The 26,012-nt window shown below is 72.3% G+C and carries 26 protein-coding genes, 2 pseudogenes and 1 riboswitch; of the genes and pseudogenes, 5 read left to right on the plus strand and 23 right to left on the minus strand.

Annotated features, from left to right (window positions below; genetic code table 11):
• Window positions 1-21: 21 nt before the first annotated feature.
• The 16 genes and pseudogenes from Vqi01_RS11185 to Vqi01_RS11260 form a co-directional block, all read right to left on the minus strand.
• Window positions 22-540, minus strand: a complete 519-nt coding sequence (locus Vqi01_RS11185) for an arginine repressor (RefSeq protein ID WP_204034674.1) — start codon at window positions 538-540, stop codon at window positions 22-24.
• Between the two features lie 28 nt (window positions 541-568).
• Window positions 569-1,495: an ornithine carbamoyltransferase gene (gene argF / locus Vqi01_RS11190; protein WP_204034675.1), complete on the minus strand. Its 927-nt coding sequence runs from the start codon at window positions 1,493-1,495 to the stop codon at window positions 569-571.
• Window positions 1,492-2,739, minus strand: a complete 1,248-nt coding sequence (locus Vqi01_RS11195; RefSeq protein ID WP_239098322.1) for an acetylornithine transaminase — start codon at window positions 2,737-2,739, stop codon at window positions 1,492-1,494. Before Vqi01_RS11195 ends, argF begins: the two co-directional genes overlap by 4 nt.
• Entirely contained in the window at window positions 2,736-3,641 is a 906-nt protein-coding gene (argB, locus tag Vqi01_RS11200) for an acetylglutamate kinase (RefSeq protein ID WP_204034676.1), read from the minus strand. Before argB ends, Vqi01_RS11195 begins: the two co-directional genes overlap by 4 nt.
• Before the next feature lie 124 nt (window positions 3,642-3,765).
• Window positions 3,766-3,915 (minus strand): annotated as a pseudogene (locus Vqi01_RS11205) (bifunctional glutamate N-acetyltransferase/amino-acid acetyltransferase ArgJ); the annotation flags it as partial.
• Entirely contained in the window at window positions 3,912-4,913 is a 1,002-nt protein-coding gene (gene argC / locus Vqi01_RS11210; RefSeq protein WP_204034677.1) for an N-acetyl-gamma-glutamyl-phosphate reductase, read from the minus strand. The gene argC and the pseudogene Vqi01_RS11205, both read right to left, overlap by 4 nt.
• 593 nt (window positions 4,914-5,506) lie before the next feature.
• A complete protein-coding gene (pheT, locus tag Vqi01_RS11215) occupies window positions 5,507-8,086 on the minus strand; it encodes a phenylalanine--tRNA ligase subunit beta (RefSeq protein WP_204034678.1) in 2,580 nt (859 codons plus the stop codon).
• A gap of 39 nt (window positions 8,087-8,125) precedes the next feature.
• Window positions 8,126-9,193, minus strand: coding sequence for a phenylalanine--tRNA ligase subunit alpha (pheS, locus tag Vqi01_RS11220; protein ID WP_204034679.1), 1,068 nt, complete (start codon window positions 9,191-9,193; stop codon window positions 8,126-8,128).
• A 211-nt stretch (window positions 9,194-9,404) separates the two neighbouring features.
• Window positions 9,405-10,202, minus strand: coding sequence for a TrmH family RNA methyltransferase (locus tag Vqi01_RS11225; RefSeq protein WP_204034680.1), 798 nt, complete (start codon window positions 10,200-10,202; stop codon window positions 9,405-9,407).
• A 74-nt stretch (window positions 10,203-10,276) separates the two neighbouring features.
• The gene (gene rplT, locus Vqi01_RS11230; RefSeq protein WP_204034681.1) at window positions 10,277-10,669 is read right to left on the minus strand and encodes a 50S ribosomal protein L20; all 393 of its coding nucleotides are present in this window, start codon (window positions 10,667-10,669) and stop codon (window positions 10,277-10,279) included.
• Between the two features lie 33 nt (window positions 10,670-10,702).
• Complete coding sequence (gene rpmI / locus Vqi01_RS11235; protein WP_204034682.1) at window positions 10,703-10,897, minus strand: 50S ribosomal protein L35; 195 nt, start codon at window positions 10,895-10,897, stop codon at window positions 10,703-10,705.
• 20 nt (window positions 10,898-10,917) lie between these two features.
• The gene (infC, locus tag Vqi01_RS11240) at window positions 10,918-11,523 is read right to left on the minus strand and encodes a translation initiation factor IF-3 (RefSeq protein WP_204034683.1); all 606 of its coding nucleotides are present in this window, start codon (window positions 11,521-11,523) and stop codon (window positions 10,918-10,920) included.
• Between the two features lie 383 nt (window positions 11,524-11,906).
• Window positions 11,907-12,422, minus strand: a complete 516-nt coding sequence (locus tag Vqi01_RS11245) for a PH domain-containing protein (RefSeq protein ID WP_239098323.1) — start codon at window positions 12,420-12,422, stop codon at window positions 11,907-11,909.
• Window positions 12,419-13,399, minus strand: coding sequence for a DMT family transporter (locus tag Vqi01_RS11250; protein WP_204034684.1), 981 nt, complete (start codon window positions 13,397-13,399; stop codon window positions 12,419-12,421). Before Vqi01_RS11250 ends, Vqi01_RS11245 begins: the two co-directional genes overlap by 4 nt.
• Window positions 13,396-14,241 (minus strand): ATP phosphoribosyltransferase, encoded by an 846-nt coding sequence (gene hisG / locus Vqi01_RS11255; protein ID WP_204034738.1) that lies wholly within the window; start codon window positions 14,239-14,241, stop codon window positions 13,396-13,398. Before hisG ends, Vqi01_RS11250 begins: the two co-directional genes overlap by 4 nt.
• 46 nt (window positions 14,242-14,287) lie before the next feature.
• Entirely contained in the window at window positions 14,288-14,551 is a 264-nt protein-coding gene (locus tag Vqi01_RS11260) for a phosphoribosyl-ATP diphosphatase (RefSeq protein ID WP_275408773.1), read from the minus strand.
• A 139-nt stretch (window positions 14,552-14,690) separates the two neighbouring features.
• Between Vqi01_RS11260 and Vqi01_RS11265 the strand changes: the two genes are divergently transcribed.
• From Vqi01_RS11265 to Vqi01_RS11275, 3 genes are all read left to right on the plus strand, one after another.
• Complete coding sequence (locus Vqi01_RS11265; RefSeq protein WP_204034685.1) at window positions 14,691-15,551, plus strand: ABC transporter substrate-binding protein; 861 nt, start codon at window positions 14,691-14,693, stop codon at window positions 15,549-15,551.
• Between the two features lie 65 nt (window positions 15,552-15,616).
• Window positions 15,617-16,393 (plus strand): amino acid ABC transporter permease, encoded by a 777-nt coding sequence (locus tag Vqi01_RS11270; RefSeq protein ID WP_239098331.1) that lies wholly within the window; start codon window positions 15,617-15,619, stop codon window positions 16,391-16,393.
• A gap of 2 nt (window positions 16,394-16,395) precedes the next feature.
• Window positions 16,396-17,139: an amino acid ABC transporter ATP-binding protein gene (locus Vqi01_RS11275; RefSeq protein WP_275408774.1), complete on the plus strand. Its 744-nt coding sequence runs from the start codon at window positions 16,396-16,398 to the stop codon at window positions 17,137-17,139.
• A 631-nt stretch (window positions 17,140-17,770) separates the two neighbouring features.
• Here Vqi01_RS11275 and ribH read toward each other — a convergent pair.
• The 7 genes from ribH to rpe form a co-directional block, all read right to left on the minus strand.
• On the minus strand, window positions 17,771-18,268 hold the full coding sequence (gene ribH, locus Vqi01_RS11280) for a 6,7-dimethyl-8-ribityllumazine synthase (protein WP_204034687.1): 498 nt from the start codon (window positions 18,266-18,268) through the stop codon (window positions 17,771-17,773).
• A 3-nt stretch (window positions 18,269-18,271) separates the two neighbouring features.
• A complete protein-coding gene (locus Vqi01_RS11285) occupies window positions 18,272-19,540 on the minus strand; it encodes a bifunctional 3,4-dihydroxy-2-butanone-4-phosphate synthase/GTP cyclohydrolase II (RefSeq protein ID WP_204034688.1) in 1,269 nt (422 codons plus the stop codon).
• Window positions 19,537-20,232 carry a nicotinamide riboside transporter PnuC gene (gene pnuC, locus Vqi01_RS11290; protein ID WP_204034689.1) on the minus strand — a complete coding sequence of 232 codons (696 nt, stop codon included), beginning with the start codon at window positions 20,230-20,232 and terminating at the stop codon, window positions 19,537-19,539. The genes Vqi01_RS11285 and pnuC overlap by 4 nt, the downstream gene beginning before the upstream one ends.
• Window positions 20,229-20,918, minus strand: a complete 690-nt coding sequence (locus Vqi01_RS11295; protein ID WP_239098324.1) for a riboflavin synthase — start codon at window positions 20,916-20,918, stop codon at window positions 20,229-20,231. The genes pnuC and Vqi01_RS11295 overlap by 4 nt, the downstream gene beginning before the upstream one ends.
• Before the next feature lie 2 nt (window positions 20,919-20,920).
• The gene (ribD, locus tag Vqi01_RS11300) at window positions 20,921-21,982 is read right to left on the minus strand and encodes a bifunctional diaminohydroxyphosphoribosylaminopyrimidine deaminase/5-amino-6-(5-phosphoribosylamino)uracil reductase RibD (protein WP_204034690.1); all 1,062 of its coding nucleotides are present in this window, start codon (window positions 21,980-21,982) and stop codon (window positions 20,921-20,923) included.
• Window positions 21,983-22,124: 142 nt separating this feature from the next.
• A riboswitch (FMN riboswitch) is annotated at window positions 22,125-22,298 on the minus strand.
• Between the two features lie 57 nt (window positions 22,299-22,355).
• Complete coding sequence (locus Vqi01_RS11305) at window positions 22,356-23,402, minus strand: response regulator (protein WP_204034691.1); 1,047 nt, start codon at window positions 23,400-23,402, stop codon at window positions 22,356-22,358.
• Window positions 23,338-24,018, minus strand: a complete 681-nt coding sequence (gene rpe, locus Vqi01_RS11310; RefSeq protein WP_204034692.1) for a ribulose-phosphate 3-epimerase — start codon at window positions 24,016-24,018, stop codon at window positions 23,338-23,340. The genes Vqi01_RS11305 and rpe overlap by 65 nt, the downstream gene beginning before the upstream one ends.
• Window positions 24,019-24,420: 402 nt before the next feature.
• Here rpe and Vqi01_RS11315 point away from each other — a divergent pair.
• A pseudogene (locus Vqi01_RS11315) lies at window positions 24,421-24,604 on the plus strand (IS607 family transposase); the annotation flags it as partial.
• A gap of 28 nt (window positions 24,605-24,632) precedes the next feature.
• Window positions 24,633-26,012 carry an IS607 family element RNA-guided endonuclease TnpB gene (tnpB, locus tag Vqi01_RS11320; RefSeq protein ID WP_204034693.1) on the plus strand — a complete coding sequence of 460 codons (1,380 nt, stop codon included), beginning with the start codon at window positions 24,633-24,635 and terminating at the stop codon, window positions 26,010-26,012.

Here is a 26,012-nt window from a genome sequence, read left to right on the forward strand (position 1 = left end):
TTGAGCTTTCCCACTGCACGGTCATGGCGTCGTGCTCTCCCCTTCACCGTTGTCTTCCCGGCGGGCCCAGCGGGCGAGCCGTTCGCCGAGCGCCGCCCCGCCGTCCGGATCGCGGGCCACGACGAAGATCGTGTCGTCGCCGGCGATGGTGCCGACGACCTCCGTCAGGCCCGCCCGGTCCACCGCGCTAGCCAGGTAGTGGGCGGCGCCGGGCGGAGTGCGCAGCACTGCGATGTTGCCGCTGGAGTCGACCTCGTTGAGCAACTCGCGCAGCAGCCGCACGAGGCGGGCCGGTGCCGCCTCGGCGTCGCGCAGCGGCCGGTGGCCGTCCTCCGGAATGACGTAGACGGCCCGGCCGTCACCGCCCCGGGCGGTGACCGCGCCGAGTTCCTTCAGGTCCCGCGAGAGCGTGGCCTGGGTGACCTGGACGCCCTCGTCGGCGAGCAGCTCGGCCAGCTCGGTCTGCGAACGGATCTCCCGGTCGCGAATCAGCTCGACGATGCGGGCGTGCCGGGCGGTGCGGGTCAACGATGCGGCCACCGATCCTCCTCGTTCACGACTGCGCGGCTCACGGTGACTGCGCGAGCAGGAACGCCAGCAGCGCCTTCTGGGCGTGCAGCCGATTCTCCGCCTGGTCGAACACGGCGCTGCGCGGGCCGTCGAGCATCTCGTCGGTGATCTCCTCGCCGCGGTGCGCGGGCAGGCAGTGCAGCACGATCGCCTCCGGCGCGGCGTGCCCGAGCAGCGCCTTGTTGACCTGGTACGGCAGGAACGGGGTGATCCGGTCCAGGCCGTCGGCCTCCTGGCCCATCGAGGTCCAGGCGTCCGTGGCGACCACGTCGGCGTCGCGGACCGCGGCGACCGGGTCGGTGAGTACCCGCACCGACCCGCCGGTGCCGGCGGCGATCGCCTCGGCCCGGGCCACCACGTCGGCGTCGGGCTGGAAGCCCGCCGGGCCGGCGACCCGCACGTGCATCCCGGCGGTCGCGCCGGCCAGCAGATAGGACTGGGCCATGTTGTTCGCCGCGTCACCGACGTACGCCAGTTTCCGGCCGGCGGTGCCACCGCACCACTCACGCACGGTGAGCAGGTCGGCCAGCAGCTGGCAGGGGTGGAAGCCGTCGGTCAGCGCGTTGACCACCGGCACGGTGGCCTCGGCGGCCACCTCCGCGATCCGGTCGTCGCCGTGGGTGCGCAGCACGATCGCGGCCACGTAGCGGGACAGCACCCGACCGGCGTCGCCGAGGGCCTCGCCCCGACCGAAGTGGGTGACCTGGGTGTCCACCACGAGGGGATGGCCGCCGAGTTCGGCGATGCCGGCGTCGAACGAGATCCGGGTCCGCAGGCTCTGCTTGTCGAAGAGCACGGCCACCGAGCGGGGCCCGGCCAGCGGACGGTACGCGAACCGGTCGACCTTCATCCGTGCCGCCAGATCGAGCACGGCGGACTGCTCGGCCGGTGACAGGTCGTCGTCCCGCAAAAAGTGCCGGGTCATGCGGGTGCCTCCGTGGTGACGTCGCTGGAAATCCTGGTACGGACCGGCCCCTGCGCGGGCTCTGCCGGATGAGAATCCGCAGTGGCCGCGGAGAGGGCGGTGGGTAGGGCCGCGAGGAAGGCATCGGCCTGGGCGGCGGTCAGGATCAGGGGTGGGGCGAGGCGCAGGACATCCGGCTGCACCGGATTGACCAGGAAGCCGGCCGCGCGCAGCGCCTCGGCGGCGGCGGCCGACACCGGCGCGGTGAGGGCCACACCGAGCAGCAGACCGGCACCCCGGACACCGGCGACGAGCGGATGGTCGAGCGCCTCAACCCCCCGGCGCAGCCGTTCGCCGACCCGCTTGACGTGGTCGAGCAGCCCTTCGTGGGAGATGGTGGAGAGCACCGCCAGGGCGGCGGCGCAGCTGACCGGGTTGCCGCCGAAGGTGCTGCCGTGCAGACCGGGGGCCAGCAGGTCGGCGGCCGGGCCGAAGGCGAGGGCCGCGCCGATGGGCAGCCCGCCGCCGAGCCCCTTGGCCAGGGTCACCACGTCCGGCTCCACACCGTCGGCCTGGTGGGCGAACCAGTGCCCGGTGCGGCCGATACCGGTCTGCACCTCGTCGAGCACCAGCAGCGCCCCGTGGCGGGCGGTGATCTGCCGCGCGGCGGCGAGGTAGCCGGCCGGCGGGACGACCACACCGTTCTCGCCCTGGATGGGCTCCAGGATCACCATGGCCGTGGCGTCGGTGACCGCCGCCTCCAGGGCGGCCACATCGCCGTACGGAATGTGGTCGACGTCGCCCGGTAGCGGGCGGAACGGGTCGGCCTTGGTCGGCTGGCCGGTCAGGGCCAGGGCCCCCATCGTACGGCCGTGGAAACCGCCGATGGTGGCGACCACGTGGCTGCGACCGGTGCGCCGGGACAGCTTGAAAGCCGCTTCGTTCGCCTCCGCCCCGGAGTTGGCGAAGAAGACCCGCCCGGGACGGCCGGCCAGCGCCAGCAGCAGCTCTGCCAGAGCCACCGGCGGTTCGGCGACGAACAGGTTGGACACGTGCCCGAGGGTGGCGACCTGCTTGGACACGGCGGCCACCACGGCCGGGTGGGCGTGGCCGAGGGCGTTGACGGCGATGCCGCCGAGCAGGTCGACGTACTCCCGGCCGGCGTCGTCGACCACGACGGCGCCGGAGCCGGAGACCAGCGCCAGCGGCGGCGTGCCGTAGTTGTTCATCATCGACTGCTGCCACCGCTGGGTCAGCGCGCTCATGCCGGTTCTCCGTTCCGCGACGGGATCACCATGGTTCCGAAGCCTTCCGAGGTGAACACTTCCAGCAGCGTGGAGTGGGCGACCCGGCCGTCCACGACGTGCGCGGCGGGCACTCCCCCACGGACGGCCCGCAGGCAGGCCTCCATCTTGGGCACCATGCCCGACTCCAGCGACGGCAGCAGCCGCGCCAGGTCGTCCGTGGTGATCTCGCTGACCAGGCTCGACGTGTCCGGCCAGTTGGCGTACAGGCCCGGCACGTCGGTGAGAACGACGAGCTTGCGTGCCCGCAGGGCGACGGCGAGCGCGGCGGCGGCGGTGTCGGCGTTGAGGTTGTGCAGCACCCCGTCCACGTCCGGTGCCACGGTGGAGATCACCGGGATCCGGCCGGCCGCGATCAGGTCGGCCACCGCCGAGACGTCCACCGACTCGACGTCGCCGACCTGCCCGACGTCGACCGGCTGCCCGTTGACGTACGCGGGCCGCCGCACGGCGGTGAACAGTCCGGCGTCCTCGCCGGAGAGGCCGACCGCGTACGGGCCGTGCGCGTTGATCAGCCCGACCAGTTCCCGGCCGACCTGACCGACGAGCACCATCCGGACCACGTCCATCGCCTCCGGGGTGGTCACGCGCAGGCCGCCCCGGAACTCGCTGTCGATGCCGAGCCGGCCGAGCATCGCCGAGATCTGCGGGCCGCCGCCGTGCACCACCACCGGCTTGAGACCGGCGTAGCGCAGGAACACCATGTCGGCGGCGAAGGCCCGTTGCAGTTCGGGGTCGACCATGGCGTTGCCGCCGTACTTGAGCACGACGGTGGCACCGGCGAAGCGGGCCAGCCAGGGCAGCGCCTCGATCAGCGTGGCGGCCTTGGCCTGGGCGCGAGTGAGGTCGGAGGAGAGGTTCACCGGGCCGGCCTTTCGTTCACGGCTGCGGGACTCCGCTGCGCTGCGCTCCTCGCGCTCACCGGACCGGCCTTTCGGTCGCGACTGCGGGACTCCGCTGCGCTGCGTTCCTCGCGCTCAGGTCGAATGAGGCCTTGGCCCGGTTGCTGGTGAAGACCCCGGCGACCCCGGCGTCGGAGCCGTCGTTGACCACGAGGGCCACGTCGAGCACGCCGCCGGCGTTGAGGCCGGCGGCCACCCCGGCCGCCCGGAAGCCCCGGGGCACGGTGACGGTCACGGCGCCGTGCCCCAGACGGACAGGCCCGTGGTCTCGGGCAGGCCGAACATGAGGTTGGCGTTCTGCACCGCCTGCCCGGCGGCGCCCTTGCCGAGGTTGTCGAGGGCGGCGACCACGATCAGCCGGCCGGAGTCGATGTCGACGCCCGCCTGCAGGTGGCAGGAGTTGGCGCCGAGGGTGGCGGCGGTGTGCGGCCAGCGGCCCTCGGGCAGCACGTGCACGAACGGGCTGTCCGCGTACGCCTGCGCCAGCACCGACCGTGGGTCCTCCTCGGCGGCGGGCAGGGCGGTCACCGTGGCCAGGATGCCGCGCGGCATGGGCGCGAGCACCGGCGTGAACGACAGCCCGGTCGCGCCGGTGGCCTGCTTGATCTCGGGCACGTGCTGGTGGGCGCCGACCTTGTACGGCGACAGGTCACCCATCACCTCGCTGCCCAGCAGATGCGCCTTGGCGGCCCGGCCCGCGCCGGAGGTGCCGGAGGCGGCGACGACCACCACGTCAGCGGGCTGGGCGACACCGGCGGCGATCAGCGGCGCGAGGGCAAGAATGGTGGCCGCGGCGTAGCAACCGGTGTTGGCGACCCGGGTCGCCGCAGCGATCCGCTCCCGCTGGCCGGGCAGCTCGGGCAGGCCGTAGGTCCAGGTGCCGGCGTGCGGGCCACCGTAGTAGCTGGCCCAGGCGGCGCTGTCGGCGAGCCGGTGGTCCGCGCCGAGGTCGACGACCCGGGCCCCGGCGGGCAACTGCGCCGCGATGGCAGCGGACTCGCCGTGCGGTAGGGCGAGGAAGACCAGGTCGGCGTCGGCCAGTACGTCCGGCGTGGTCTCCGCGAGCGTCAGGTCCAGCCCGGTGAGATGGGGGTGGACCGCGTCGACGCGCTGGCCGGCCTGGCTGTGCGCGGTCGCAGCGACCAGGTCGAACTCGGGATGCCCGGCGAGCAGGCGAAGCAACTCGCCCCCGGCGTAGCCGCTCGCCCCGGCGACGGCGATCCGAATTCCCATACCCACCTCCGCATGACTATGCAGCGAAGGCTAGCAGCGACAAGACTGACGATGCAAGGTCATACGGCCAACCGTATGGAAATAACATCTGCGAAGGAAGATGCCTTGCCGGGTGCACGCCGCCCTCGGCTCGACGGCGAGATCCGCTTTGACCGCACGAGAGCGAAAGATTACTACCAGCGATAGCCGTTTGCACCTCATCGGTGCCGGCCCCTGGCGCACCCGTACATGCAGCAACTCCTGTCGCTGAAGCTACCGACCAACGACTACGCCATAGCGGGTAGCGGATTCAGCTTTCGACGGGCGGGTGGAAATCCTGGACGGCTGGTTCCCAGAGGTGTGGGCGGTGGACGCCGTCACCGACGAGGCAGATGTCATTGATGGGATCCGGTTCGTTCGACTGTCAGTTATGGCGGCCACCAAGATGAGACCGCGCCGGGACCGCGATCTTGAGCACTCAAGATCATGAAAGAACACGGCTGCCGGCTTTAGCCAGGGTCGCCTGGAAGAGGCAGCCCGGCTCGAGTCCGACGAGTGTTAAAAAGGGCCCCTTCCTATACACCAGGCGTTAAGAAGGGGCCCTTCCTTACACCTCAGGTGCCGCGGAGGGTGGCGTTGAAGCGGTCGGCGGCGCGGGCCACGGCGGCGTCGCGGGCAGCGACGGCCTCCTCGCCGGTGAGGGTGCGATCCGGGGCGCGGAAGGTGAGCTTGTACGCCAGCGACTTGCGCCCGGCACCCAGCTGCGCCGAGGCGTACACGTCGAACAGACGCACCGACTCCAGCAGCTCGCCGGCCCCCTCGGCGAGGGCCTGCTGCACCGACTGTGCGGGAACCGAGTCGTCCACCACCAGTGCCACGTCGATCAACGCGGGCGGGAAGCCGGAGACCATGGGCGCGGGCGTCACCGGAGGCACCGGCAGCGCGTCCAGGTCCAGCTCCATCGCGCTGGTCCGCCGGGGCACCTCCAACGCCGCCAGCACCGCCGGGTGCAGCTCGCCGGCGTGGCCGACCACCGTCCCGTCGACCAGCAGTTCGGCACAGCGGCCGGGGTGCCAGGGGGCGTACTCGGCGGCCCGCACCTGCACCCGCTCCTGCGGCACGCCGGCGGCGGCGAGCACCTCCCGGCCCGCCTCGATGGCGTCCGCCCAGCCGGCCGGCCGGCCGGCGCCCCACCAGCCGGCCGGCTCGAGGTCGCCGGTCAACACGACGGCGACGTGCCGGGGCTGGTGCGGGACCACCGCGTCGGCGGCGGCGAACTCCGCGTCGGTGGGCCGTCGGTCGACGCCCATCGCCGGCGGGCGGCCCGCGCCCGGACGCGGCTGGAAAACCGCGCCGATCTCGTAGAGGGCCAGGTCGCGCAGCCCACGACCGAGGTTGCGCTGCACGATGCCGAGCAGCGGGCCGAGCAGCGTGGTGCGCAGCAGCGGCTCCTCCTCCGACAGCGGATTGGCCAGCCGCACCGCCTGCCGGCGCGGGTCGTCGGCGGGCAGGCCGAACTGGTCGGCCAGCTCCGTGGAGACGAACGGGTGCGCCAGGACCTCGACGTAGCCCCGCTCGGCCAGCGACCGCGACACCGCCCGGTTGCGCCGCTGCTGCAAGGTCAGGCCCCGGCCGGGCGGCGCGGTCGGCAGCAGCGACGGCACCTGGTCGTACCCGTCGAGGCGGACCACCTCCTCGACCAGATCGGCCGGGTCGGCCAGGTCGGGCCGCCAGGTCGGCGGGGTGACGCTGAGCGTCTCGCCACCACCGGCGGCCACCGCCACCTCGCCCGGGTCCTCCGCCAGCCGGTCGGTGCCCCGCGCCACGGTGCAGCCGACCTGCTCGAGCAGGGCGACCACCCGGGCCGGCGGGTAGTCCACGCCGACCCGCCGGCTGGGCAGGTCGGCCGGCATCGTGACCGGGGTGACCGGCCGGACGTGGTCGATGTCCAGCACCTCGTCGCCGACGGTGCCACCCGCGTACTCGGTGAGCAGCGCCACCGCCCGGTCCAGGGCGACCAGCGGCAGGGCCGGGTCCACCCCCCGCTCCCAACGCTTCGCCGCCTCGCTGAACAGCTTGTGCCGGCGGGCAGTACGCCCCACCATCGTCGGATCCCAGTGCGCGGCCTCGAAGAGCACGTTGACGGTGCTCGGCAGGACCTCGCTGGTTTCGCCGCCCATCACGGCGGCGAGCGAGATCGGCACGCCCTCGCCGTCACCGGCGAGCGGGTTCGGCAGCCCGGTGTCGCAGATGACCATGTCCTCCGGCGCGAGCGCGCGGGTCACCCCGTCGAGCGTGGTCAGCTTCTCCCCCGGTACCGCCCGCCGGATCACCAGCGGGCCGGCGATCCGGTCGGCGTCGAAGGCGTGCATCGGCTGGCCGAGTTCGAGCATCACGTAGTTGGTGATGTCGACCGGCAGCGAGATGCTGCGGATGCCGGCGATGGTGAGCCGCCGCTGCATCCACTCCGGCGTCTGCGCCGTCGGGTCGACGCCGCGCACCATCCGGGCCGCGTACCGGTCGCAGCCGACCGGGTCGCGCACCTCGACCGGGTACGCCGGTTCGGCCGTGCCGGCCGTCGCGGGTACCCGACCCCGGTCGGCGTAGTCGATGCCGAAGGCGTGCGCCAGTTCGCGGGCCAGCCCCCGCAGCGACATCTGGTAGCCCCGGTCCGGGGTGATCTCCACCTCGACGATGATGTCGTCGAGCCCGACCACCGGACGCGCGTCGTCGCCGGGCTCGGCGACGACGTGCTCGGGCAGCACCAGGATGCCGGAGTGGTCGTCGCCCAGCCCCAGTTCCTTCGCCGAGCAGATCATGCCGTTGGAGTTGCGCCCGTACGTCTTGCGCGCGCCGATGGCGAAGCCGCCCGGCAGCACCCCACCGGGCAGGATCACCACGACCCGGTCACCGGGGGCGAAGTTACGCGCCCCGCAGACGATCTCCTGCGGCTCGCCGGTGCCGTTGGCGGCGCCCACATTCACCCGGCAGAACCGGATCGGCTTCTTGAAGCCGGTCAGCTCCTCGATCTCCAGGACCTCGCCGACCACCAGCTGCCCGGTGACCGTGCCGGACAGGTCCACGATGGACTCGACCTCGATGCCGAGGTCGACCAGGGCCCGCTCCAACTCGTTGACGGGCAGGTTGGCCGGGATGTCCACGTACTCCCGCAGCCAACTGAGAGAAACTCGCATGACTTTGATCCACCGTCTCCGTGACTCGTACCCGTCGCCCTACAGCCCGGCCCCGAACGCGCGGGTGAACCGCGCGTCCCCCTCGGCCATGTCGCGCATGTCGCTGACCCCGTGCCGGAACATCACCGTCCGGTCGATGCCCATACCGAAGGCGAAGCCGGAGTAGACCTCCGGGTCGATGCCGCAGGCCCGCAGCACCCGCGGGTTCACCATGCCGCAGCCACCCCACTCCACCCAGCGCGGGCCGTCGCGGTGCTCCGGGAACCAGACGTCGAACTCGGCCGAGGGCTCGGTGAACGGGAAGTAGTGCGGCCGGAAACGGGTCCGCGCCCCCTCGCCGAACATCGCCCGCGCGAAGTGGTCCAGCGTGCCGCGCAGGTGCGCCATCGTGATGCCCCGGTCCACCACCAGGCCCTCGACCTGGTGGAAGACCGGCGCGTGGGTGGCGTCCAGCTCGTCGGTGCGGTAGACCCGCCCCGGCACGATCACGTAGATCGGCGGCTTGCGGGACAGCATGGTGCGCGCCTGCACCGGCGAGGTGTGCGTACGCAGCACCAGCCCCGAGTCCTCGGGTGCGATGTGGAAGGTGTCCATCAGCCCGCGCGCCGGGTGGTCCGGCGGGATGTTCAGCGCGTCGAAGTTGGTCCACTCCAACTCGACCTCGGGCCCCTCGGCCACCTCGTAGCCCATGCCGATGAACAGGTCACTGATCTGCTCCATCAGCACGGTGATCGGGTGCCGGGAGCCGCGCGGCCGCCGGGCGTAGGGCAGCGTCACATCGACGCGCTCCTCCACCAGGACCCGCTCGGCCTGCTCGCGCTCCAACACCTCGGCGCGGGCGGCGTACGCCTGCTCGATCGCGCGGCGGGCCTCGTTGACCCGCTTGCCGGCGTCGGCCTTCGCGGCCGGCGGCAGCGCGCCGATCTCCCGACGGGCCAGCGAGACCGGGGCCCGGTCGCCGAGGTGCGCCGGTCGCACCGTGGCCAGCGCGTCGGGGTCACCGGCGGCGGCGAACGCCTTCCCGGCCTCGGTCACGGCCTCGGCCAGAGCGGCCGGGTCGAGCAGGGCGACCTGCTTCGGGTCGTACGGATCGTTGCGGTAACTCATGGCGTACGGGCACTCCCTCACGGCGGCGCCGGCCCTTCACGGGCGGCGAAGCGAGTCTACGGACGCACGGCTGTGCCGCAGCCCGCCGGTGGGAGTCGCGCGGAGAGCAGGTCAGGCCCGCCGCCCGCCGACACCGGCGGGCTGGCTAAACGAACGCCCTGCTGCGTTCACCATGGAGCCGTTCTCCTCGTGCTCTGCGCCTGACCTCGGGTCAGCGCTGCGCTCTCGCTGAAGCGTACAGGCAGACCGCCGCGGCCGCAGCCAGGTTGAGGCTCTCGGCCCGCCCGTGCAGCGGCACCCGGACCCGGAGGTCGGCGGCCTCGACCAGATCACCGGGCAGGCCGTGCGCCTCGGATCCGAACAGCCAGGCGGTGGGTGCGGCGAGCCGGCCGGTGTCGGCCAGGTCGTCGAGGTCGTCCTCGCCGTGTCCGGTGGCGGCGAGCACGGCCAGGCCCGCGGACCGCGCGGCCGCGACCACGGCCGCCGGGTCACGCTCACGGACCACGTCGACGTGGAACAGACTGCCGGCCGAGGAGCGTACGCACTTGCCGTTGTACGGATCGACCGCGTCCCCGGCGAAGACCACCGTGGCGGCGCCGGCGGCATCGGCGGTGCGCAGCACGGTGCCAGCGTTGCCCGGGTCGCGGATCCCGGCGAGCACGGCGACCAGCCGGGGGGCGCGGGCCAGCGCGGTGGCCAGGGGCACGTCGAGGTGCCAGCAGACGGCGACCAGGCCCTGCGGGGCGACGGTCTCGGCCAGCGCCGCGAGCGCCTCGTCGGTCACCTCGGAGACGGGTACGTCGGTGCCTGCGGCGGCTGCCGCCAGGTCGGCGTACCGGTCGAGGGCCTCGGGGGTGCCGAACAGTTCGACCACGGTGCGCGGTCGGGCCAGCGCCTCGCGGACGGCCTGCGGCCCTTCGGCCAGGAACCGGCCGGTGGCCTCGCGTTCCCGGCGGCGCTGGAGCCGGCGGGCGGCCATCACCCGGGGCGTACGCGGTGTGAAGGGCATGATGTCCTCACCGCACACACACGCGAGGCGTCCCCCGCCGGAGGGAGGGGACGCCTCGCGGCGCGGTGCGGGGATCAGGCGGCCTGGGCCGCCGCGCCGCCGGTGCCCTCGGCCTGCACCGCGGCCCGAGCCAGCTCGACGATCGCCGCGAACGCGGCGGCGTCGTTGACGGCCAGGTCGGCCAGGATCTTGCGGTCGACCTCGATGCCGGCGAGGCGCAGGCCCTGGATCAGCCGGTTGTAGGTCATCCCGTTGGCGCGGGCACCCGCGTTGATCCGCTGGATCCACAGTTGCCGGAAGTCGCCCTTGCGGTCGCGGCGGTCCCGGTAGGCGTACTGCATCGAGTGCAGCATCTGCTCCTTGGCCTTGCGGTACAGCCGGGAGCGTTGACCGCGGTAACCGCTCGCGGTCTCCAGCAGGGTACGGCGCTTCTTCTGGGCGTTCACAGCCCGCTTGACGCGTGCCATCTCAACTCCTTGCTTTGGCTCAGGTGGCGCGCGTCAGCGGCCGAGCAGCTTCTTGATGCGCTTGACGTCGGACTTGGCGACCTCGACCACGCCCGACAGCCGGCGGGTACGGGTGGAGGGCTTCTTCTCCAGGTTGTGGCGCATGCCGGCCTGCTGCTTCATGATCTTGCCCTTGCCGGTCACCCGGACGCGCTTGCCCGTCCCCGTGTGGCTCTTCATCTTCGGCATGTGGAACGTCTTCTCCCCTGCTACTCGCCGGTGGTCCCGGCGGGTCCGGCCGCCTCGGCCGGCGGCGCCTCGGTGGCGTCGGTCTCCCGCTCGCGCGGCGCGCCGCCGCGGGCCGCCGTGGCAGCGGCCTTGGTGGCGCGGTGCGGCGCGAGCACCATGATCATGTTTCGGCCGTCCTGCTTCGGAGCGGACTCGACATATCCCAGTTCCGTGATCTCGGACTCGAGCCGACGCAGGAGCCGGTAGCCCAGCTCCGGGCGGCTCTGCTCGCGGCCGCGGAACATGATCGTCACCTTGACCTTGTCGCCGGCCTTGAGGAACCGCACCACGTGACCCTTCTTGGTCTCGTAGTCGTGCGGATCGATCTTGGGCCGGAGCTTCATCTCCTTGATGACGGTCTGCTGCTGGTTACGCCGCGCTTCGCGCGCCTTCAGTGCGCTCTCGTACTTGAACTTGCCGAAGTCCATGAGCTTGCACACCGGCGGGCGCGCCATCGGCGCAACCTCGACCAGGTCCAGTTCGACGTCCGCGGCCAGCTGAAGGGCGCGCTCCAGCGGGACGATGCCCACCTGCTCACCCTCGGGGCCGACCAGTCGGACCTCACGTGCCCGGATCTGCTCGTTCACGCGTGGTTCGACGCTGATGGGGCCTCCTCGAGTCGGTTCTTCACATGGGTGGCCGACCCGTGCGGCTCCCGGCGGGAACCGGCCCGGAAAGCAGAAGGCCCCGGCGCATGCCAGGGCCCGCTCGACCGGTCGGCACGATCACAGGATCGCGCACCCGGAACCGGGACGTGCCCGGAACCGTAGACCGGACCCGGCCACCGAGGGCGGCGACTCGGGTGGGAGCAGGCGCTCCACTTTCATGACCATCCGCGCAGCTTCTTAGCAAGTGACGCCGTGCGGACAGCCTGGTCGACTCGGTAACACTACACCCTCGGTAACCGAGAGCCCAAACCGGTCTCCTCCGGGCGCGGACGTTCAGTCCGGAATTGGAGGGTGGGGGAAGGTCAGCGACCCGAGGCGCGCTCGGCGAGGGTGGCCAGGTGCGCCTGGTGCAGCCGGCGCAGGGCGCGGACCCCGTCGACGGCGAGCTGCTTGTCGGCGGCCTGGAGCGCGACCACCGGCAGCAGGTCGTCGTCGTACAGCTCCAGGGCGGCCCACGGGGCGCCTCGGTCGAACCGGATGCCCCGGACGACCTCCCAGGGCAGCTCGTACGAGCCGATCACGTTGCGAACCCGGATGCCGCGCGCGTCCGCCTTTACGCGGGGACGGGTGAAGAGCAGGACGCCGAGGGCGAAGAGGACACCGAGCCCGGCCATGGCGAACTGGTCACCACGCTGGAAGGTGCCGAAGCCGTTGCCGGTGGGCCCGGTCAGTGTGGTGGCGATCACCGCGAACAGGACCACCAGCACGACCGCCGAGATCCAGCAGACCCGCCGGATGCGTCGGGGTCGAAGACTGATCACGTCGGCGCCGACCGCTGGGCCGGCCCCCTGCCGCACTGCCTCCTGCCGCTCGCTCATGGCACCAGTCTGTCATCCCGCGCCGGCGCGGCGTCCCGCGCCACACGGAGGCCGACGTCGGGCGGGGCCGGGCGGGACCGGCGGCCGGTGATCAGCACCGCGAGCAGGGTGAGCAGCGCGCCGGCCAGCACCGGCAGCCGGGCTCCCGGCCCGTCTGGCAGCAGCACGTCCAGCAGCAGCGCGCCGGCGAGCTGCCCGCCGACGAGGGCGAGGCCGGTACGCAGCACGCCGGCCGCGCGTACCCCCAGCACCAGGCTGGCCACGATGCCGACGCCGAGCAGTCCGCCGAGGTAGAGGTGCCAGCCGGTCGGCCAGCTCACCGGCGGGCCGGTGAAGGCGCCGGCGAGCGCCGCGACCAGCAGCACCGCAGGCGTGGCGACGGCGAAGTTCACCGCGACGCCGGCGGCGGCCGAGCCGGCCGCGGAGATCCGCCCGTTGAGCGCGGTCTGCAACGCCACACCGATCCCGGCGGCCACCGTGAGCAGGAGCACGCCGACGGCCAGGTCACCGACGGGCTGGCCGACCTGGGCCAGGGCCACGGCGGCCATCCCGAGCAGCGCCCCGGCCACCCTGGGCGTGCTGAGCGGCAGCCGGCCCACCGGGGCGAGGCCGGCCCGGTCCGACGCCAGACCGCCGAGACCATTGCCGGCGACCTGGGCGATGGTGAACACCGCGACCCCTAGCACCGGGACGGCGTACGCGGCGAGCAGCACGATGCCCGCCCCGCCCAACCCGCCCAGGTACGACCACCACGGCAGCCGGGCCCGCCGCAGCGCGGCCAGCCCGGTCCGCATCGACGGCAGCACCAGCAGCCCGACCAGGACCAGCAGGGTTCCGCCGAGGTTGTTGACGACCGCGCCCAGGGTGGCGTTGCCGACCCGCTGCCCGAGTTCGGCGTTGATCGCGGCCTGCGCGGCCGAGGCGGCTCCGCCGACGGCGACCAGGATGAGCGCGGCCGCGGCCGGCGGTCGCCTCACAGCCGACAGGCGTGGATGTTGGTGACCAGGATCGCCCGGGCGCCGAGTTCGTAGAGCTCGTCCATGATCCGGTGCACGTCGTCGCGGAGCACCATCGCCTGCACCGCCACCCAGCCCTCGCGGTGCAGCGGGGAGACCGTCGGCGACTCGATGCCGGGGGTCAGCGAGCTGGCCCGGTCCAGCAGGCCGGCCGGCACGTCGTAGGCGAGCATCACGTAGCGGCGGGCCACCAGCACCCCGTGCAGCCGGCGCAGCAACTGCGCCGCCTGCGGGTGGGGCGTCGCGCCGATGCGGCGTACCAGCACCGCCGAGGAGCGCAGCAGCGGCTCACCGAAGACCACCAGACCCGCCTGGCGCAGGGTGGCCCCGGTCTCCACCACGTCGGCGACCACGTCGGCCACGCCGAGGCGGATGGCGTTCTCCACCGCGCCGTCGAGCCGGATCACGTCGGCTTTGACGCCCAGCTCGGCGAGGTGGCGTTCGACCAGCCCCGGGTAGGCGGTGGCGATCCGGTGCCCGCCGAGCGCCCGTACGTCGTCGACGTCCTCGGGGCGGGCGGCGAACCGGAAGGTGGCCCGGCCGAAGTTCAGGTCGACCACCTCCTCGGCCGGGGCGCCGGAATCGATCAGCAGATCGCGGCCGGTGATGCCGACGTCCAGGTCACCGGAGCCGACGTAGGTGGCGATGTCCTTCGGTCGCAGGTAGAAGAATTCGACGTCGTTGGGCTCGTCCCGGCAGACCAGGTCCTTCGGGTCGGTGCGCTGGCGGTAGCCCGCCTCGCACAGCATCTGGGCGGCCGACTCGGCCAGGGCGCCCTTGTTGGGTACGGCGACACGCAGCATGACGGAGTGCTCCATTCGATCGGTGTGAGGTCGACGGCGGGGGCACTCAGAGATGTCGGTAGACGTCGGCGAGGTCGAGACCGCTGGCGAGCATCAGCACCTGGACGTGATAGAGCAGCTGGGAGATCTCCTCGGCGGCGCGCTCAGGCCCCTCGTGCTCGGCGGCCATCCACGACTCGGCCGCCTCCTCGACCACCTTCTTGCCGATGAAGTGCACCCCCTTCTCCAGCGCGGCGACCGTGCCCGAGCCGGGGGTGCCGGCGGCGGCCTTGGCCTGCAGCTCGGCGAACAACTCCTCGAACGTCTTCACGGATCCGAATTCTCGCAGTCGCCCTCGGTCGCCATGTGCACCGGGTCCGGTAACAACCGATGAGCGGGACCGGCATTCCCTACCGCCATGGTGGGACACCTCTTCGACGCCCACCGATGCTGGCCGTACGCTGTCCGCCATGGTCAGCACCTCACGCATCCTCAGGCTCGCCACCGCCGCTGGCATTCTGCTCGCGGTCGGCGCCTGCTCCCCGCAGGCGACCCCCGCCCCCATGCCCACCGTGGGCGCGCCTTGCGACAAGGAGAGCCTGCCCACCCGGACAGCGGGCAAGCTCACCATCGCCACCGACCAACCGGCCTACCAGCCGTGGTTCGTCGACGACAAACCCGACAACGGCGAGGGCTTCGAGTCCGCGGTCGCCTACGCGGTGGCCGAGAAGCTCGGCTACGCCCGCGAGGAGGTCGTCTGGACCCGGGTGCGGTTCGACGCCGCCATCGCGCCCGGCCCGAAGGAGTTCGATTTCGACATCAACCAGTTCTCCATCACCGAGGAGCGCAAGCAGGCGGTGGACTTCTCCGCCCCCTACTACCTGGTGCGGCAGACCGTCATCGCGCCGAAGTCCTCCAAGATCGCCGACAAGACCGCGCTGGCCGATCTCCGCGGCGCCAAGCTCGGCGCCCAGGTCGGCACGACCAGCTACCAGGCGATCACCGACGTGATCAAGCCGACGGTCGAGCCGCAGGTCTACAACAGCAACGACGACGCCAAGAAGGCACTGCAGAACGGCCAGCTCGACGGTCTGGTGGTGGACCTGCCCACCGCCTTCCAGATCACCAGCGCGGAGATCGACGACGCGGTGATCGTCGGCCAGCTGCCCCAGGTGGGCACCCCGGAGGCGTTCGGCCTGCTGCTGGACAAGGACTCCCCGCTCACCGGATGTGTCAGCGGCGCGGTGGGGAAGCTCTCCGCCGACGGGGTGCTCACGCAGTTGGAGCAGCAGTGGCTCGCCCGGGACGCGGGAGCACCCGAACTCACGTGAGCACCAGCGCGCATCTCCTCTCGCCCGCGCAGCGGGCCCGGGTCGCGTACCGACGCCGGCAAACCATGCTGAGCGTGCTGATCGCCGCCGCCTCCACGGCGGCGGTCGGCACGCTGCTGGCGGTGGCGGTGACCGGGGCACCCGGCTGGGAGCGGGTACGCCAGACGTTCCTCGACCCGCAGATCGCCCGGGACGCGCTGCCCCGGGTGTTGACCGGGCTCTGGCTCAACGTCCGGTTGCTGGTCTGCTGCGCGGTCGCCGCGCTGCTGCTCGGGCTGCTGATCGCGGTCCTGCGCACGCTGCGCGGGCCGGTCTTCTTCCCGATCCGGGCTCTGGCGGCCGGCTACACGTACGTCTTCCGCGGCCTGCCGCTGATCATCGTGCTCTACGTGCTCACCCTCGGCGCACCCGGTCTGCGGTTGCAGGGCATGCCGTCGGTCCTGGTGCTGGGCGGGGCGGCGCTGGTGCTCACCTACAGCGGCTACCTCGCAGAGGTGTTCCGCGCCGGCATCGAGTCGGTGCACCCCAGTCAGCTCGCGGCGGCCCGGTCGCTGGGGCTGACCCACCGGCAGACCATGCGGCACGTGGTGCTGCCCCAGGCCGTCCGCCGGGTGGCCCCGCCGCTGCTCAACGACATCGTGGCGTTGCAGAAGGACGTCGGCCTGGTCGCCCTGGCCGGCCCGATCGACGCGGTCCGGGCCGCGCAGATCGCCACCGCACAGACCTTCAACTACACGCCGTACATCGTGGCCGGGGTGCTCTTCGTCCTGCTCGCCATCCCGCTGATCGCCGTCACCGATCGGGTGACGCTGCGGGCGGCTCGACGCCAGTCCGGAGGCTGACCGTGGACGTGTTGCGCTGCCGTGGCCTGCGCAAGGAGTTCGGCGGGCAGGTCGTCCTCGACGGGCTCGACCTGACCGTGGCCGAGCACCACGTGGTGGCGCTGATCGGGGCCTCCGGGTCGGGCAAGTCGACCCTGCTGCGCTGCGTCAACCTGCTGGAGGAGTTGCACGACGGGACCATCGAGCTGGACGGCGACGAGATCTCCGCGCCGGGCGTCGACCCCGACAAGGTACGCCGCCGCATCGGGATGGTCTTTCAGTCGTACAACCTGTTTCCGCACCTGAGCGTGCTGGACAACGTCACCCTCGCGCCGCGCCGGGTGCACCGGCGTTCCCGGACCGAAGCCGAGGCGCACGCCCGCGAGCTGCTCGATCGGATGGGGCTCGGGGCGAAGGCCGACGCTTTCCCGGACCGGCTCTCCGGCGGCCAGCAGCAGCGGGTGGCGATCGTGCGGGCGCTGGCCAACTCGCCTCGGCTGCTGCTGCTCGACGAGGTCACCTCGGCACTCGACCCGGAGCTGGTCGGCGAGGTGCTCACCATGATCCGCGACCTCAAGGCCGAGGGATTGACGATGGTCCTGGCCACCCACGAGATGAGCTTCGCCCGCGACGTCGCCGACCAGGTCTGCTTCCTCGACGGCGGGCGGGTGATCGAGGCCGGACCGCCGGAGCAGGTCCTCGGCGAGCCGACCCACCCCCGCACCCGCCAGTTCCTGGCCCGCATCATCGAGGCCGGCCGCCTCTGACCGACCCATCGGTAGGGGTGGCAGCAGCTCCTCGCGTGGGGAGATTGGAGAGAGCGTGAGTGCTGAGAGCGTCGCCATGGAACTGCTCGCGTCGCTGTGGCGGTAAAAGGCCTCGGCTCGCCGAGGCCCTGGAGACCGCTCCACGGCACCGTCCGCACCCGCACCACCGCACAAGACGCCGCAACTCGCGGCCCTGCGCACAGGACACCGCAACTCGCGGTCTCAATCGGCCCGGAAACCCCAACATGCCGCAACCCGCGCCGTCAACATCCCCAGGCACAGCGGCCATTACGTCTTGACACCGTCCGGACCTCACTAGTGTCGGGTTCGGCCAGTGTCGAGCTGAGTCACGCACGCTCTCGCAGGCCCGGTCGACCGATCGGCAGGTCGACCATTGGCGCGAAGCACCCACCGACGACCGGCCAGGGCCTCGAAGCCTTGCACCGACGACCGTCAGGGTCTCGACGCGTTGCACCGACGACCGATCACCGCGAGCCGTTGATGCACTCAGCTCGACAGCGCCCACATCCGACATGACAACCCTCGGACCACCACCACCACCGCAACACACCACCGGACGCCGACGGCAACAGCCGGTATGCCTGCGGGTCGACGGTGGGTGGACGTCCACCTAGGCGAAGCCGACCCGGTGGGTGGCAGCGGCGGTGACCGTGCGGATCGCCAGGGCGGCGTCCAGAGCGGCCACGGTGGCGGACCAGCCCTTGTCCTCGGTGGAGTCGGGCAGGCCGGCGCGGTCGCGGGCCTGGTCGATGGTGTCGACGGTGAGCACGCCGTGGGCGACCGGCTTGCCCTCGTCCAGAGCGACCCGGGTCAGCCCGTCGGTGACGGAGCGGCAGACGTAGTCGAAGTGGGCGGTGGCGCCGCGTACCACCACGCCGAGCGCGACCACCACGTCGCAGCGGCGGGCCATGGCCTGCGCCACCACGGGCAGCTCGACCGAGCCGGCCACCCGCGCCACCGACGTCCGCGCGCCGCACGCCTGCGCGGCGGCCACCGCCCGGTCGAGCATGTGGTCGGTCAGCTCGCCGTGCCACCGCGCGGCGACCACGCCCACGGTCAACCCGGTCGCGTCGATCGGGGCCGTGCCCGGCTCACCGAAACCCGCCATCGCCTACGCTCCGATCTCGTCGCCGGGGACCGGGCGGCCCATCGGGGCCTCGGTCACCTCGTCCAGTTGGTCAAGCAGGTGTCCCATCCGGTCCCGCTTGGTGCGCAGGTAGCGCACGTTCTCCGGGTGCGGCCGTACCGGCAGACCCTCCCGGCCGGTGACGGTCAGCCCGTAGCCCTCCAGCCCGGCCCGCTTGGCCGGGTTGTTGGTCAGCAGCCGCATCGAGCGCACCCCGAGGTCGTAGAGGATCTGCGCGCCGGTGCCGTAGTCGCGTGCGTCGGCCGGCAGCCCGAGGTCGAGGTTCGCGTCGACCGTGTCGCGGCCCTGGTCCTGCAACTGGTACGCCCGCAGCTTGTGCAGCAGCCCGATGCCCCGCCCCTCGTGGCCGCGTACGTAGAGCACCACGCCCCGGCCCTCCCTGGCGACCCGGTCCAGCGCGGCGTTGAGCTGCGGGCCGCAGTCGCACCGCACGGAGGAGAACACGTCGCCGGTCAGGCACTCGGAGTGCACCCGCACCAGCACGTCCCGGCCGTCACCGAGCTCGCCCATCACCAGGGCCACGTGCTCGGCCGAGTCGAACTCGCTGCGGTAGCCCAGCGCCCGGAACACTCCGTGCTCGGTGGGCATCCGGGCGTCGGCGACCAGTTCCACCTGCTTTTCGGTACGTCGCCGGTAGGCGATCAGGTCGGCGATGGTGATCAACGCCAGCGAGTGCTCCGCGCGGAACTTCTCCAGGTCGGGCAGCCGCATCATGGTGCCGTCGTCGTTGACCAGCTCGCAGAGCACGCCGGCCGGCCGCAGCCCGGCCAGCTGGGCCAGGTCGACGGCCGCCTCGGTGTGCCCGGGGCGCCGCAGCACCCCGCCCGGACGGGCGCGCAGCGGCACCACGTGCCCGGGCCGGGCCAGGTCGGCCGGGCCGGTACGCGGATCGGCGAGCAGCCGGATGGTGTGCGCCCGGTCGGCGGCCGAGATGCCGGTGCTCACCCCTTCCCGCGCGTCCACCGTCACCGTGTACGCGGTCTGCCGGCGGTCCTGGTTGGTGTGGTGCATGGGCGGCAGGTCGAGCCGGTCGCACTCGGCCTCGGGCAGCGGTACGCAGATGAACCCCGAGGTGTGCCGCACGGTGAAGGCCAGCAGCTCCGGCGTGGCCAGCTCGGCGGCGAAGATCAGGTCGCCCTCGTTCTCCCGGTCGGGGTCGTCGACCACGATGACGGGCCGGCCGGCGGCCATGTCCGCCACCGCCTGCTCGATGCTGTCGAAGGAACCCGTCATGCCGCGGCCTCCGCGTAGGTCGGAATCGGGGCGGCCGGGCGGGTGCGCCGCGAGGTGCGCCACCAGCTGACCAGACCCCACACACACAACGCGCCGTAGCCGAGGTACATGGCCGCCGACGGGTAGAAACCGCCGCGCAGCAGCAGCGGTACGCCGACCGCGTCCACGGCGATCCAGATCAGCCAGAAATCCACCCAGCCGCGGGCCATCCCGTACGTGGCCAGCAGGCTGCCGGTGAGGATCCAGGCGTCGGGCAGCGGGCCCCAGGAGCCGAGCGCGGCCAGCACCGGGTACGCCAGCGCGGTGCCCACGACCGCAGCGGCGAGCAGCCCCAGCCGCTCGGCGCCGGTGGCCCACCGGGGGGCGACCGCCGCGCCGCCGGTGGCGGTGCCGAGGCGGCGGGTACGCGTCCAGCGCCACCAGCCGTAGAGGCTGACGCCGAAGAAGAACACCTGCCGGCCCGCCTGCCCGTACAGGTCGTGGGCCTGCGGGGTGGCGAAGGCGCCGCCGAGGAAGACGGTGAACAGCAGCGCGTTGCCGATCATGCCCAGCGGCCACGCCCAGACCAGCCGGCGCAGGCCGAGCAGCGCCGAGCCGAGCCCGAAGACGTTGCCGACGATCTCCCGCACCAGCACCGGCGAGCCGGCGATGTGCACCTCGGCGGTGAGCAGCCAGCCGAGTGCGCCCGTCACGACGTCACCGGCCCGGGTGCGGTGCCGCCGGGCAGGCCGACCGGAGGCTCGGTGTCTGCGCCGCCGGGAAAGGCGCCCGGGGGCGCGGCGCCCGCGCGGGCGCCGAGCAGCCGCTCGACGTACTTGGCCAGCACGTCGACCTCCAGGTTGACCGGGTCGCCGACGGCCCGGGCACCGAGCGTGGTCAGCGACAGCGTGGTGGGGATCAGGCCGACGGCGAACCAGTCGTCGCCGACCTCGGCCACGGTCAACGAGACCCCGTCCACAGTGATCGAGCCCTTCTCCACCACGTACCGGGACAGGGCGGCGGGCAGCCGGAACCGGACGGTCTCCCAGCGCGGCGCGGGCTCACGCGAGAGCACCTGCCCCACCCCGTCGACGTGGCCCTGCACCAGGTGACCGCCGAGGCGGCTGCCGAGCGCGGCGGCGCGTTCCAGGTTGACCCGGTCGCCGGCGCGCAGCGCGCCCAACGCCGACCGGCGCAGCGTCTCGCCCATCACGTCGGCGGTGAACACCCCGCCGTCGACGTCGACCACGGTCAGGCAGACGCCGTTGACCGCGATCGAGTCGCCGTGCCGGGCGTCGGAGGCGACCAGTGGGCCACGGATCGCCACCAGCGATGAGTCCTCCGCGGTCGGGGTCATCTCGACGACCTCGCCCAGTTCCTCGACAATGCCTGTGAACATGCCTAGCCCTCCCTCTTGCGGGGCAACGCGGCGATCCGCAGGTCGGGACCGATCTGCGTGACGTCCGTGACCTCCAGGTCGATGGCCTCGGCGATGGTGCTCACGCCCGCGTCGACCAGGGCGGCGGGTCCGGCGCCGAGCAGCCGGGGAGCGAGGTAGCCGACGACCCGGTCGACCAGGCCGGCCGCGAGGAACGCCCCGGCCAGTCGCGGGCCGCCTTCCAGCAGCACGGCCCGCACCCCGCGCACCTGCAGGGCCGCCATCAGCGCGGGCAGGTCCACGCCGCCGTCCGGGCCGGTGCCCACCTCGGCGGCGGTGGCGATCCAGGTGGCGGCGGCGCCGTCGCGGACCTGGGCATCGGCCGGGGTACGTCCGGCCGAGTCGACCACCACCCGCAGCGGCTGTCGGATGGCCAGGCTGCCGTCGCGCAGGTTGCGCACGGTGAGTCGGGGATCGTCGGCGAGCACCGTGCCCACGCCGACGACCACCGCGTCGACGGTGGCGCGCAGCGCGTGCACGTCCATCCGGGCCGCCTCGGACGTGATCCACATGCTGGTGCCATCGGCCGCCGCCGATCGCCCGTCGAGCGTCGCGGCGAACTTCCAGATCACGTACGGCCAGCCCCGGCGCATGGCGGTCAGCCAGGCCACGTTTCCGTTCTCCGCCTCGGCGCCGCGTACCCCCAGGTCGACCTGGATGCCAGCGGCGCGCAGGGTCGCGGCGCCACCGGTGGCGACCGGGTTGGGGTCGGGTACCGCGATGACGACCCGGGCCACTCCCGCCTGCACCAGCGCGAGGCTGCAGGGGCCGGTGCGGCCAGTGTGGTCACAGGGTTCCAGGGTCACCACGGCGGTGCCGCCCTTCGCGCGGTGACCGGCCTGGGCCAGCGCCACGATCTCGGCGTGCGGCCCGCCGGCGTACGCGTGGAAGCCCTCGCCGACCACCTCGCCGTCGGCGTCGAGCAGCACACAGCCGACCACGGGGTTGGGACTGGTCGTGCCGAGCCCGCGCGCCGCGAGTTCGATCGCGCGACGCATCGCCTCGTCGACGGAGACGCTCGCCATCGCCTGGCCCCTGCCCTCTCGCTCTGCTCGCGCGGGCGGGGCAGGGGAGTCGGACGGGCAGGCGGAATCCGGGCGCGGCGACCGCCGCCCCGGTGGGCGATGCGCATGCCGGAACCCGGCGAGCACACGACCCTTCCGTCCCGCGCGCTGTCTCCCATCCGGACTGTCTGGGCGCGGCCGAAGCCGCCCCCAACCGTCGGCCCCGGAATCTCACCAGGTCCACCGGGCGGACGAGCCGCTCCCGGGTCGCGGGCTTACCACGGTCGGGCCGTGGATCACCGCCGGTTCGGAATTACACCGAGTCCCGCCAGCGCGTGGTGGGTACTGATGGAAGTCTTACACGCCGACCGGGGTGTTCGGCTACTCCGGCGAGCTACTTCACATGACGGTGGTTCGGATCGGCGACGCCGCGACGACGGTCCACCGCCACGTACGAGCCAGGTTGGCTCTTGGCCACCGTCTTCATCTCTGAGGCGATCGTCATCGCGTCGAGGGGGTCGGTGAGGCGCTTGTCGGCGTCGGAGACGGAGACCCCGATGGAGAGAGTGACCAGCGCGGCCCGGCGGATGTTGCCCCGCCGGTCCTTCAGCTCGACGTAGCCGCGCTCCCGGTCGGTGGGGTCGTAGAGCGCGTCCGCGGCCCTCTCGAAGTCCGCCGACACCTGTGAGGTGAGCGGCAGCACCTGCTCCGGGGTGCAGACGAAGATGAAGTCGTCACCGCCCACGTGACCGAGGAAGGCCGGCGGCAGCGCCACCGAGATCACCGCCCGGTGCAGGCTGCGCGCCAGCGCGGTGATGAAGTCGTCACCCCGGACGAAACCGTACCGGTCGTTGACGCTCTTGAACCGGTCGATGTCGATGTAGCCGACCGCGTAGTCGGTGCCGCTGCGGACCCGGTCGGCGATCTCCCGCCGGATGCGGCTGTTGCCCGGCAGGCCGGTCAGCGGGGAGACCTCGCGGAACTCCTTGTTACGTCGCAGGGTCGAGGTCACCCGGGCCAGCAGTTCCAGGGTGTCGAACGGCTTGACCAGGTAGTCGTCGGCCCCGGCGCTGAGCCCGTTGACCTTGTCCTGGGTCATCCCCTTGGCGGTCAACATGATCACCGGCAGCGCGGCGGTCATCGGGTCGGCGCGCAGCCGCCGGGTCAACTCCAGGCCGTCCACGCGCGGCATCATCAGGTCGACCACGGCGAGGTCGGGCCGCTGTCGTCCGACGAGGTCGAGCGCTTCCTGACCGTCCGCGGCGATGACCACCTCGAAACCGTGCAGCCGCAGGTTGAACTCGACGAAGCGGGCGATGTCCTCGTCGTCGTCGACGACGAGGATCACGTCCTTACGATCGCCGTCGGGCTCCACGTCACGCCCCGGTCGCCGCGCGCTCCGCCAGCCCGCGCAGCCGGCGTACCGCCTCGGCCGGATCATCGGCGCCGTAGACGGCGGTGCCGGCGACGAAGGCGTCGGCGCCCGCCGCAGCCGCCTGCTCGATGGTGTCGGCGGCGATCCCGCCGTCGACCTCGATGCGCAGTTCGAGGTGACCGGCGTCGACGTGCTGGCGCGCGGTGCGGACCTTCTCCAGCATGTCAGGGATGAACCGCTGCCCGCCGAACCCGGCCTTGATCGTCATGATCAGCAGCGTGTCGAAGCTCGGCAGCAGGTCGAGGTACGGCTCGACCGGGGTGTCCCGGTCGATCGCCAGCCCCGCCTTGGCGCCCGCCGCGCGCAGGTCCTTGGCCAGCGCCACCGGGTCGTCGCACGCCTCGGCGTGGAAGGTCACGTTGTACGCCCCGGCGTCGGCGTAGCCGGGCGCCCAGCGCCGCGGATCCTCGATCATCAGGTGCACGTCGAAGGGCAGTTCGGTGGCGGCCCGCAGGCTCTGCACCACCGGCAGCCCGATGGTCAGGTTCGGCACGAAGTGGTTGTCCATCACATCCACGTGCAACCAGTCCGCCGCAGTTTCGACGGCGCGGACCTCTTCGGCGAGACGGGCGAAATCGGCGGCGAGGATACTTGGCGCGATGATCGGCGGCGGTACGGTCACAGGGCCAGTGTACGAACGCGGTCATCCGCCGTCGGCAACACGGCACCAACCGGAACACCCCGTGACCCGACGGCTACCGATGGTGCAGAATGGCCCCCTTCGGGCCGATGCGGCGCAACCGATGCGGCGCCCGACTGGCCAGACGGCCACGAGGGCGGCGACACTCCATCGGGGACGGTGACCCGTAAGGTGCAGGCCGGTGGGCGCGGGAGCCGACAGCCGGGCGGCGGCTCCCGGGAGGGGGTGACAACTGCTGGCGTGTCGGTCGTCAATAGTGCTCAATAGTGCGTTGTAGTTGGCATTGTCAATCTGAAGGAGTGGGCAGTGGCGACGGGTATTTCGTACGCGACCGCGCGTCGGCGATACGAGTCCGGGACGCTGCCTGTTCCCGCGTACCGGCTTAACCGGCTGATTAGCTTCGGCGTTGAGTACGTCGAGGCTGCCCTGACCGCGCAGGTCCGGCGTTTGCTGGTGGTCGGCCCGGCAGAGGTCGATGACGACCTGGTCCGGGAGGTGACCGAGATCCTGACATCGCTGTGCGCCCGTCTGCACGCTTCGCCGGGCAGCGGCGAAGCGTGCCCGCCGTGGGTCGAGGCCGCGATTGAGGGTTCGGTGTGAAGACGATCCAGGCGTACCGATTTGCGCTCGACCTCACCGCAGGCCAGGAGCGGGACGTCCTGGCGCACGCCGGGGCCGCCCGGGTCGCGCACAACTGGGCGCTCGCGAAGGTCAAAGCCGTGATGGACCAGCGCACGGCCGAGCGTTCGTACGGCGTGCCGGACGAGCGACTGACACCGTCGCTGTCGTGGTCCCTCGCGGGCCTGCGCAAGGCGTGGAACGCCGCCAAGCCCGACGTTGCGCCGTGGTGGGCTGAGGTGTCCAAGGAGGCGTTCAACACTGGCCTCGACGCCCTCGCACGCGGCTTGAAGAACTGGGCCGATTCCCGCACGGGGAAACGCGCCGGACGGCCGGTGGGGTTTCCTCGGTTCAAGTCCCGCCGCCGCACCACAGCATCGGTGCGGTTCACCACCGGCGCGATCCGCGTCGAGCCCGACCGGATGCACGTCGTCCTGCCGCGGCTGGGGCGGTTGAAGCTGCACGAGTCAGCACGCAAACTCGGTCGCCGCCTCGAAGCAGGCGCGGCGCGGATCATGTCCGCCACGGTGCGACGCGACGGCGGGCGCTGGCACGTGTCGTTCACCGTCGAGGTCGAACGCGCCGAACGCGGCCCGGCACGGCCGGGCGTCGTGGTCGGCGTCGACGTCGGGATCACGCACCTCGCCGTGCTGTCAACCGGAGAGATGGTCGGCAACCCGCGCCACCTCGTGGCCGCGCAGCGGCGCATGCGGGCACTCGGCCGGGCGCTGTCTCGCAAGGCTGGCCCAGACCGGCGCACCGGCCAACGCGCGTCGAAGCGATGGGAGCGGGCAGCGGCCCGGCTCGGCCGCGCGCACGCCCGGGTGGCGAACCTACGCCGTGACGGCCTGCACAAGCTCACCACCCGACTCGCCACGACGTACGGCACGATCGTGGTCGAAGACCTGAACGTGACCGGCATGCTCGCCAACCGCAAGCTCGCCCGGCACATCGCTGACGCCGGATTCGCCGAGATCCGCCGCCAGTTGGCATACAAGACCACCTGGAACGGCGCAGGGCTCCTCGTGGCCGACCGCTGGTATCCGTCCTCGAAGACCTGCTCGGGCTGCGGCGCGGTGAAAACCAAGCTCGCCCTGCACGAGCGTGAGTTCGCCTGTGAGATGTGCGGTCTGGTCATCGACCGGGACCGCAACGCCGCACTGAACCTGGCCGCCCTGGCGGCGCAGTTCGACACCGCCGGGAGTGGCCCGGTCGCAGCACGTGGAGCCGACCAGAAGACCCGCGTACGCGGGCAGGTGGCCACGAAACGTGAACCCGGCACCGCATCAGCGGGTCAGACCGGGACCGTCCCGCCGCAAGGCAGGACTATCGATCGTGCGCTCACCAAAGCGCACTGA

Source organism: Micromonospora qiuiae (assembly GCF_016863555.1).
In the GTDB taxonomy this organism is placed as follows: Bacteria; Actinomycetota; Actinomycetes; order Mycobacteriales; family Micromonosporaceae; genus Micromonospora; species Micromonospora qiuiae.

What these genes read in the sequence shown, in the direction of transcription:
- Vqi01_RS11245 (WP_239098323.1), bottom strand. Translation starts at nt 12,422, where the DNA reads ATGAGCGAGCGGCAGGAGGCAGTGCGGCAGGGGGCCGGCCCAGCGGTC.
- argF (WP_204034675.1), bottom strand. Translation starts at nt 1,495, where the DNA reads ATGACCCGGCACTTTTTGCGGGACGACGACCTGTCACCGGCCGAGCAG.
- Vqi01_RS11225 (WP_204034680.1), bottom strand. Translation starts at nt 10,202, where the DNA reads ATGCCCTTCACACCGCGTACGCCCCGGGTGATGGCCGCCCGCCGGCTC.
- Vqi01_RS11305 (WP_204034691.1), bottom strand. Translation starts at nt 23,402, where the DNA reads ATGATCCGGCCGAGGCGGTACGCCGGCTGCGCGGGCTGGCGGAGCGCG.
- rplT (WP_204034681.1), bottom strand. Translation starts at nt 10,669, where the DNA reads ATGGCACGCGTCAAGCGGGCTGTGAACGCCCAGAAGAAGCGCCGTACC.
- Vqi01_RS11270 (WP_239098331.1), top strand. Translation starts at nt 15,617, where the DNA reads ATGCTGAGCGTGCTGATCGCCGCCGCCTCCACGGCGGCGGTCGGCACG.
- pheT (WP_204034678.1), bottom strand. Translation starts at nt 8,086, where the DNA reads ATGCGAGTTTCTCTCAGTTGGCTGCGGGAGTACGTGGACATCCCGGCC.
- ribH (WP_204034687.1), bottom strand. Translation starts at nt 18,268, where the DNA reads ATGGCGGGTTTCGGTGAGCCGGGCACGGCCCCGATCGACGCGACCGGG.
- rpmI (WP_204034682.1), bottom strand. Translation starts at nt 10,897, where the DNA reads ATGCCGAAGATGAAGAGCCACACGGGGACGGGCAAGCGCGTCCGGGTG.
- argC (WP_204034677.1), bottom strand. Translation starts at nt 4,913, where the DNA reads ATGGGAATTCGGATCGCCGTCGCCGGGGCGAGCGGCTACGCCGGGGGC.
- hisG (WP_204034738.1), bottom strand. Translation starts at nt 14,241, where the DNA reads ATGCTGCGTGTCGCCGTACCCAACAAGGGCGCCCTGGCCGAGTCGGCC.
- Vqi01_RS11295 (WP_239098324.1), bottom strand. Translation starts at nt 20,918, where the DNA reads ATGTTCACAGGCATTGTCGAGGAACTGGGCGAGGTCGTCGAGATGACC.
- pheS (WP_204034679.1), bottom strand. Translation starts at nt 9,193, where the DNA reads ATGAGTTACCGCAACGATCCGTACGACCCGAAGCAGGTCGCCCTGCTC.
- Vqi01_RS11285 (WP_204034688.1), bottom strand. Translation starts at nt 19,540, where the DNA reads ATGACGGGTTCCTTCGACAGCATCGAGCAGGCGGTGGCGGACATGGCC.
- ribD (WP_204034690.1), bottom strand. Translation starts at nt 21,982, where the DNA reads ATGGCGAGCGTCTCCGTCGACGAGGCGATGCGTCGCGCGATCGAACTC.
- Vqi01_RS11195 (WP_239098322.1), bottom strand. Translation starts at nt 2,739, where the DNA reads ATGAGCGCGCTGACCCAGCGGTGGCAGCAGTCGATGATGAACAACTAC.
- Vqi01_RS11265 (WP_204034685.1), top strand. Translation starts at nt 14,691, where the DNA reads ATGGTCAGCACCTCACGCATCCTCAGGCTCGCCACCGCCGCTGGCATT.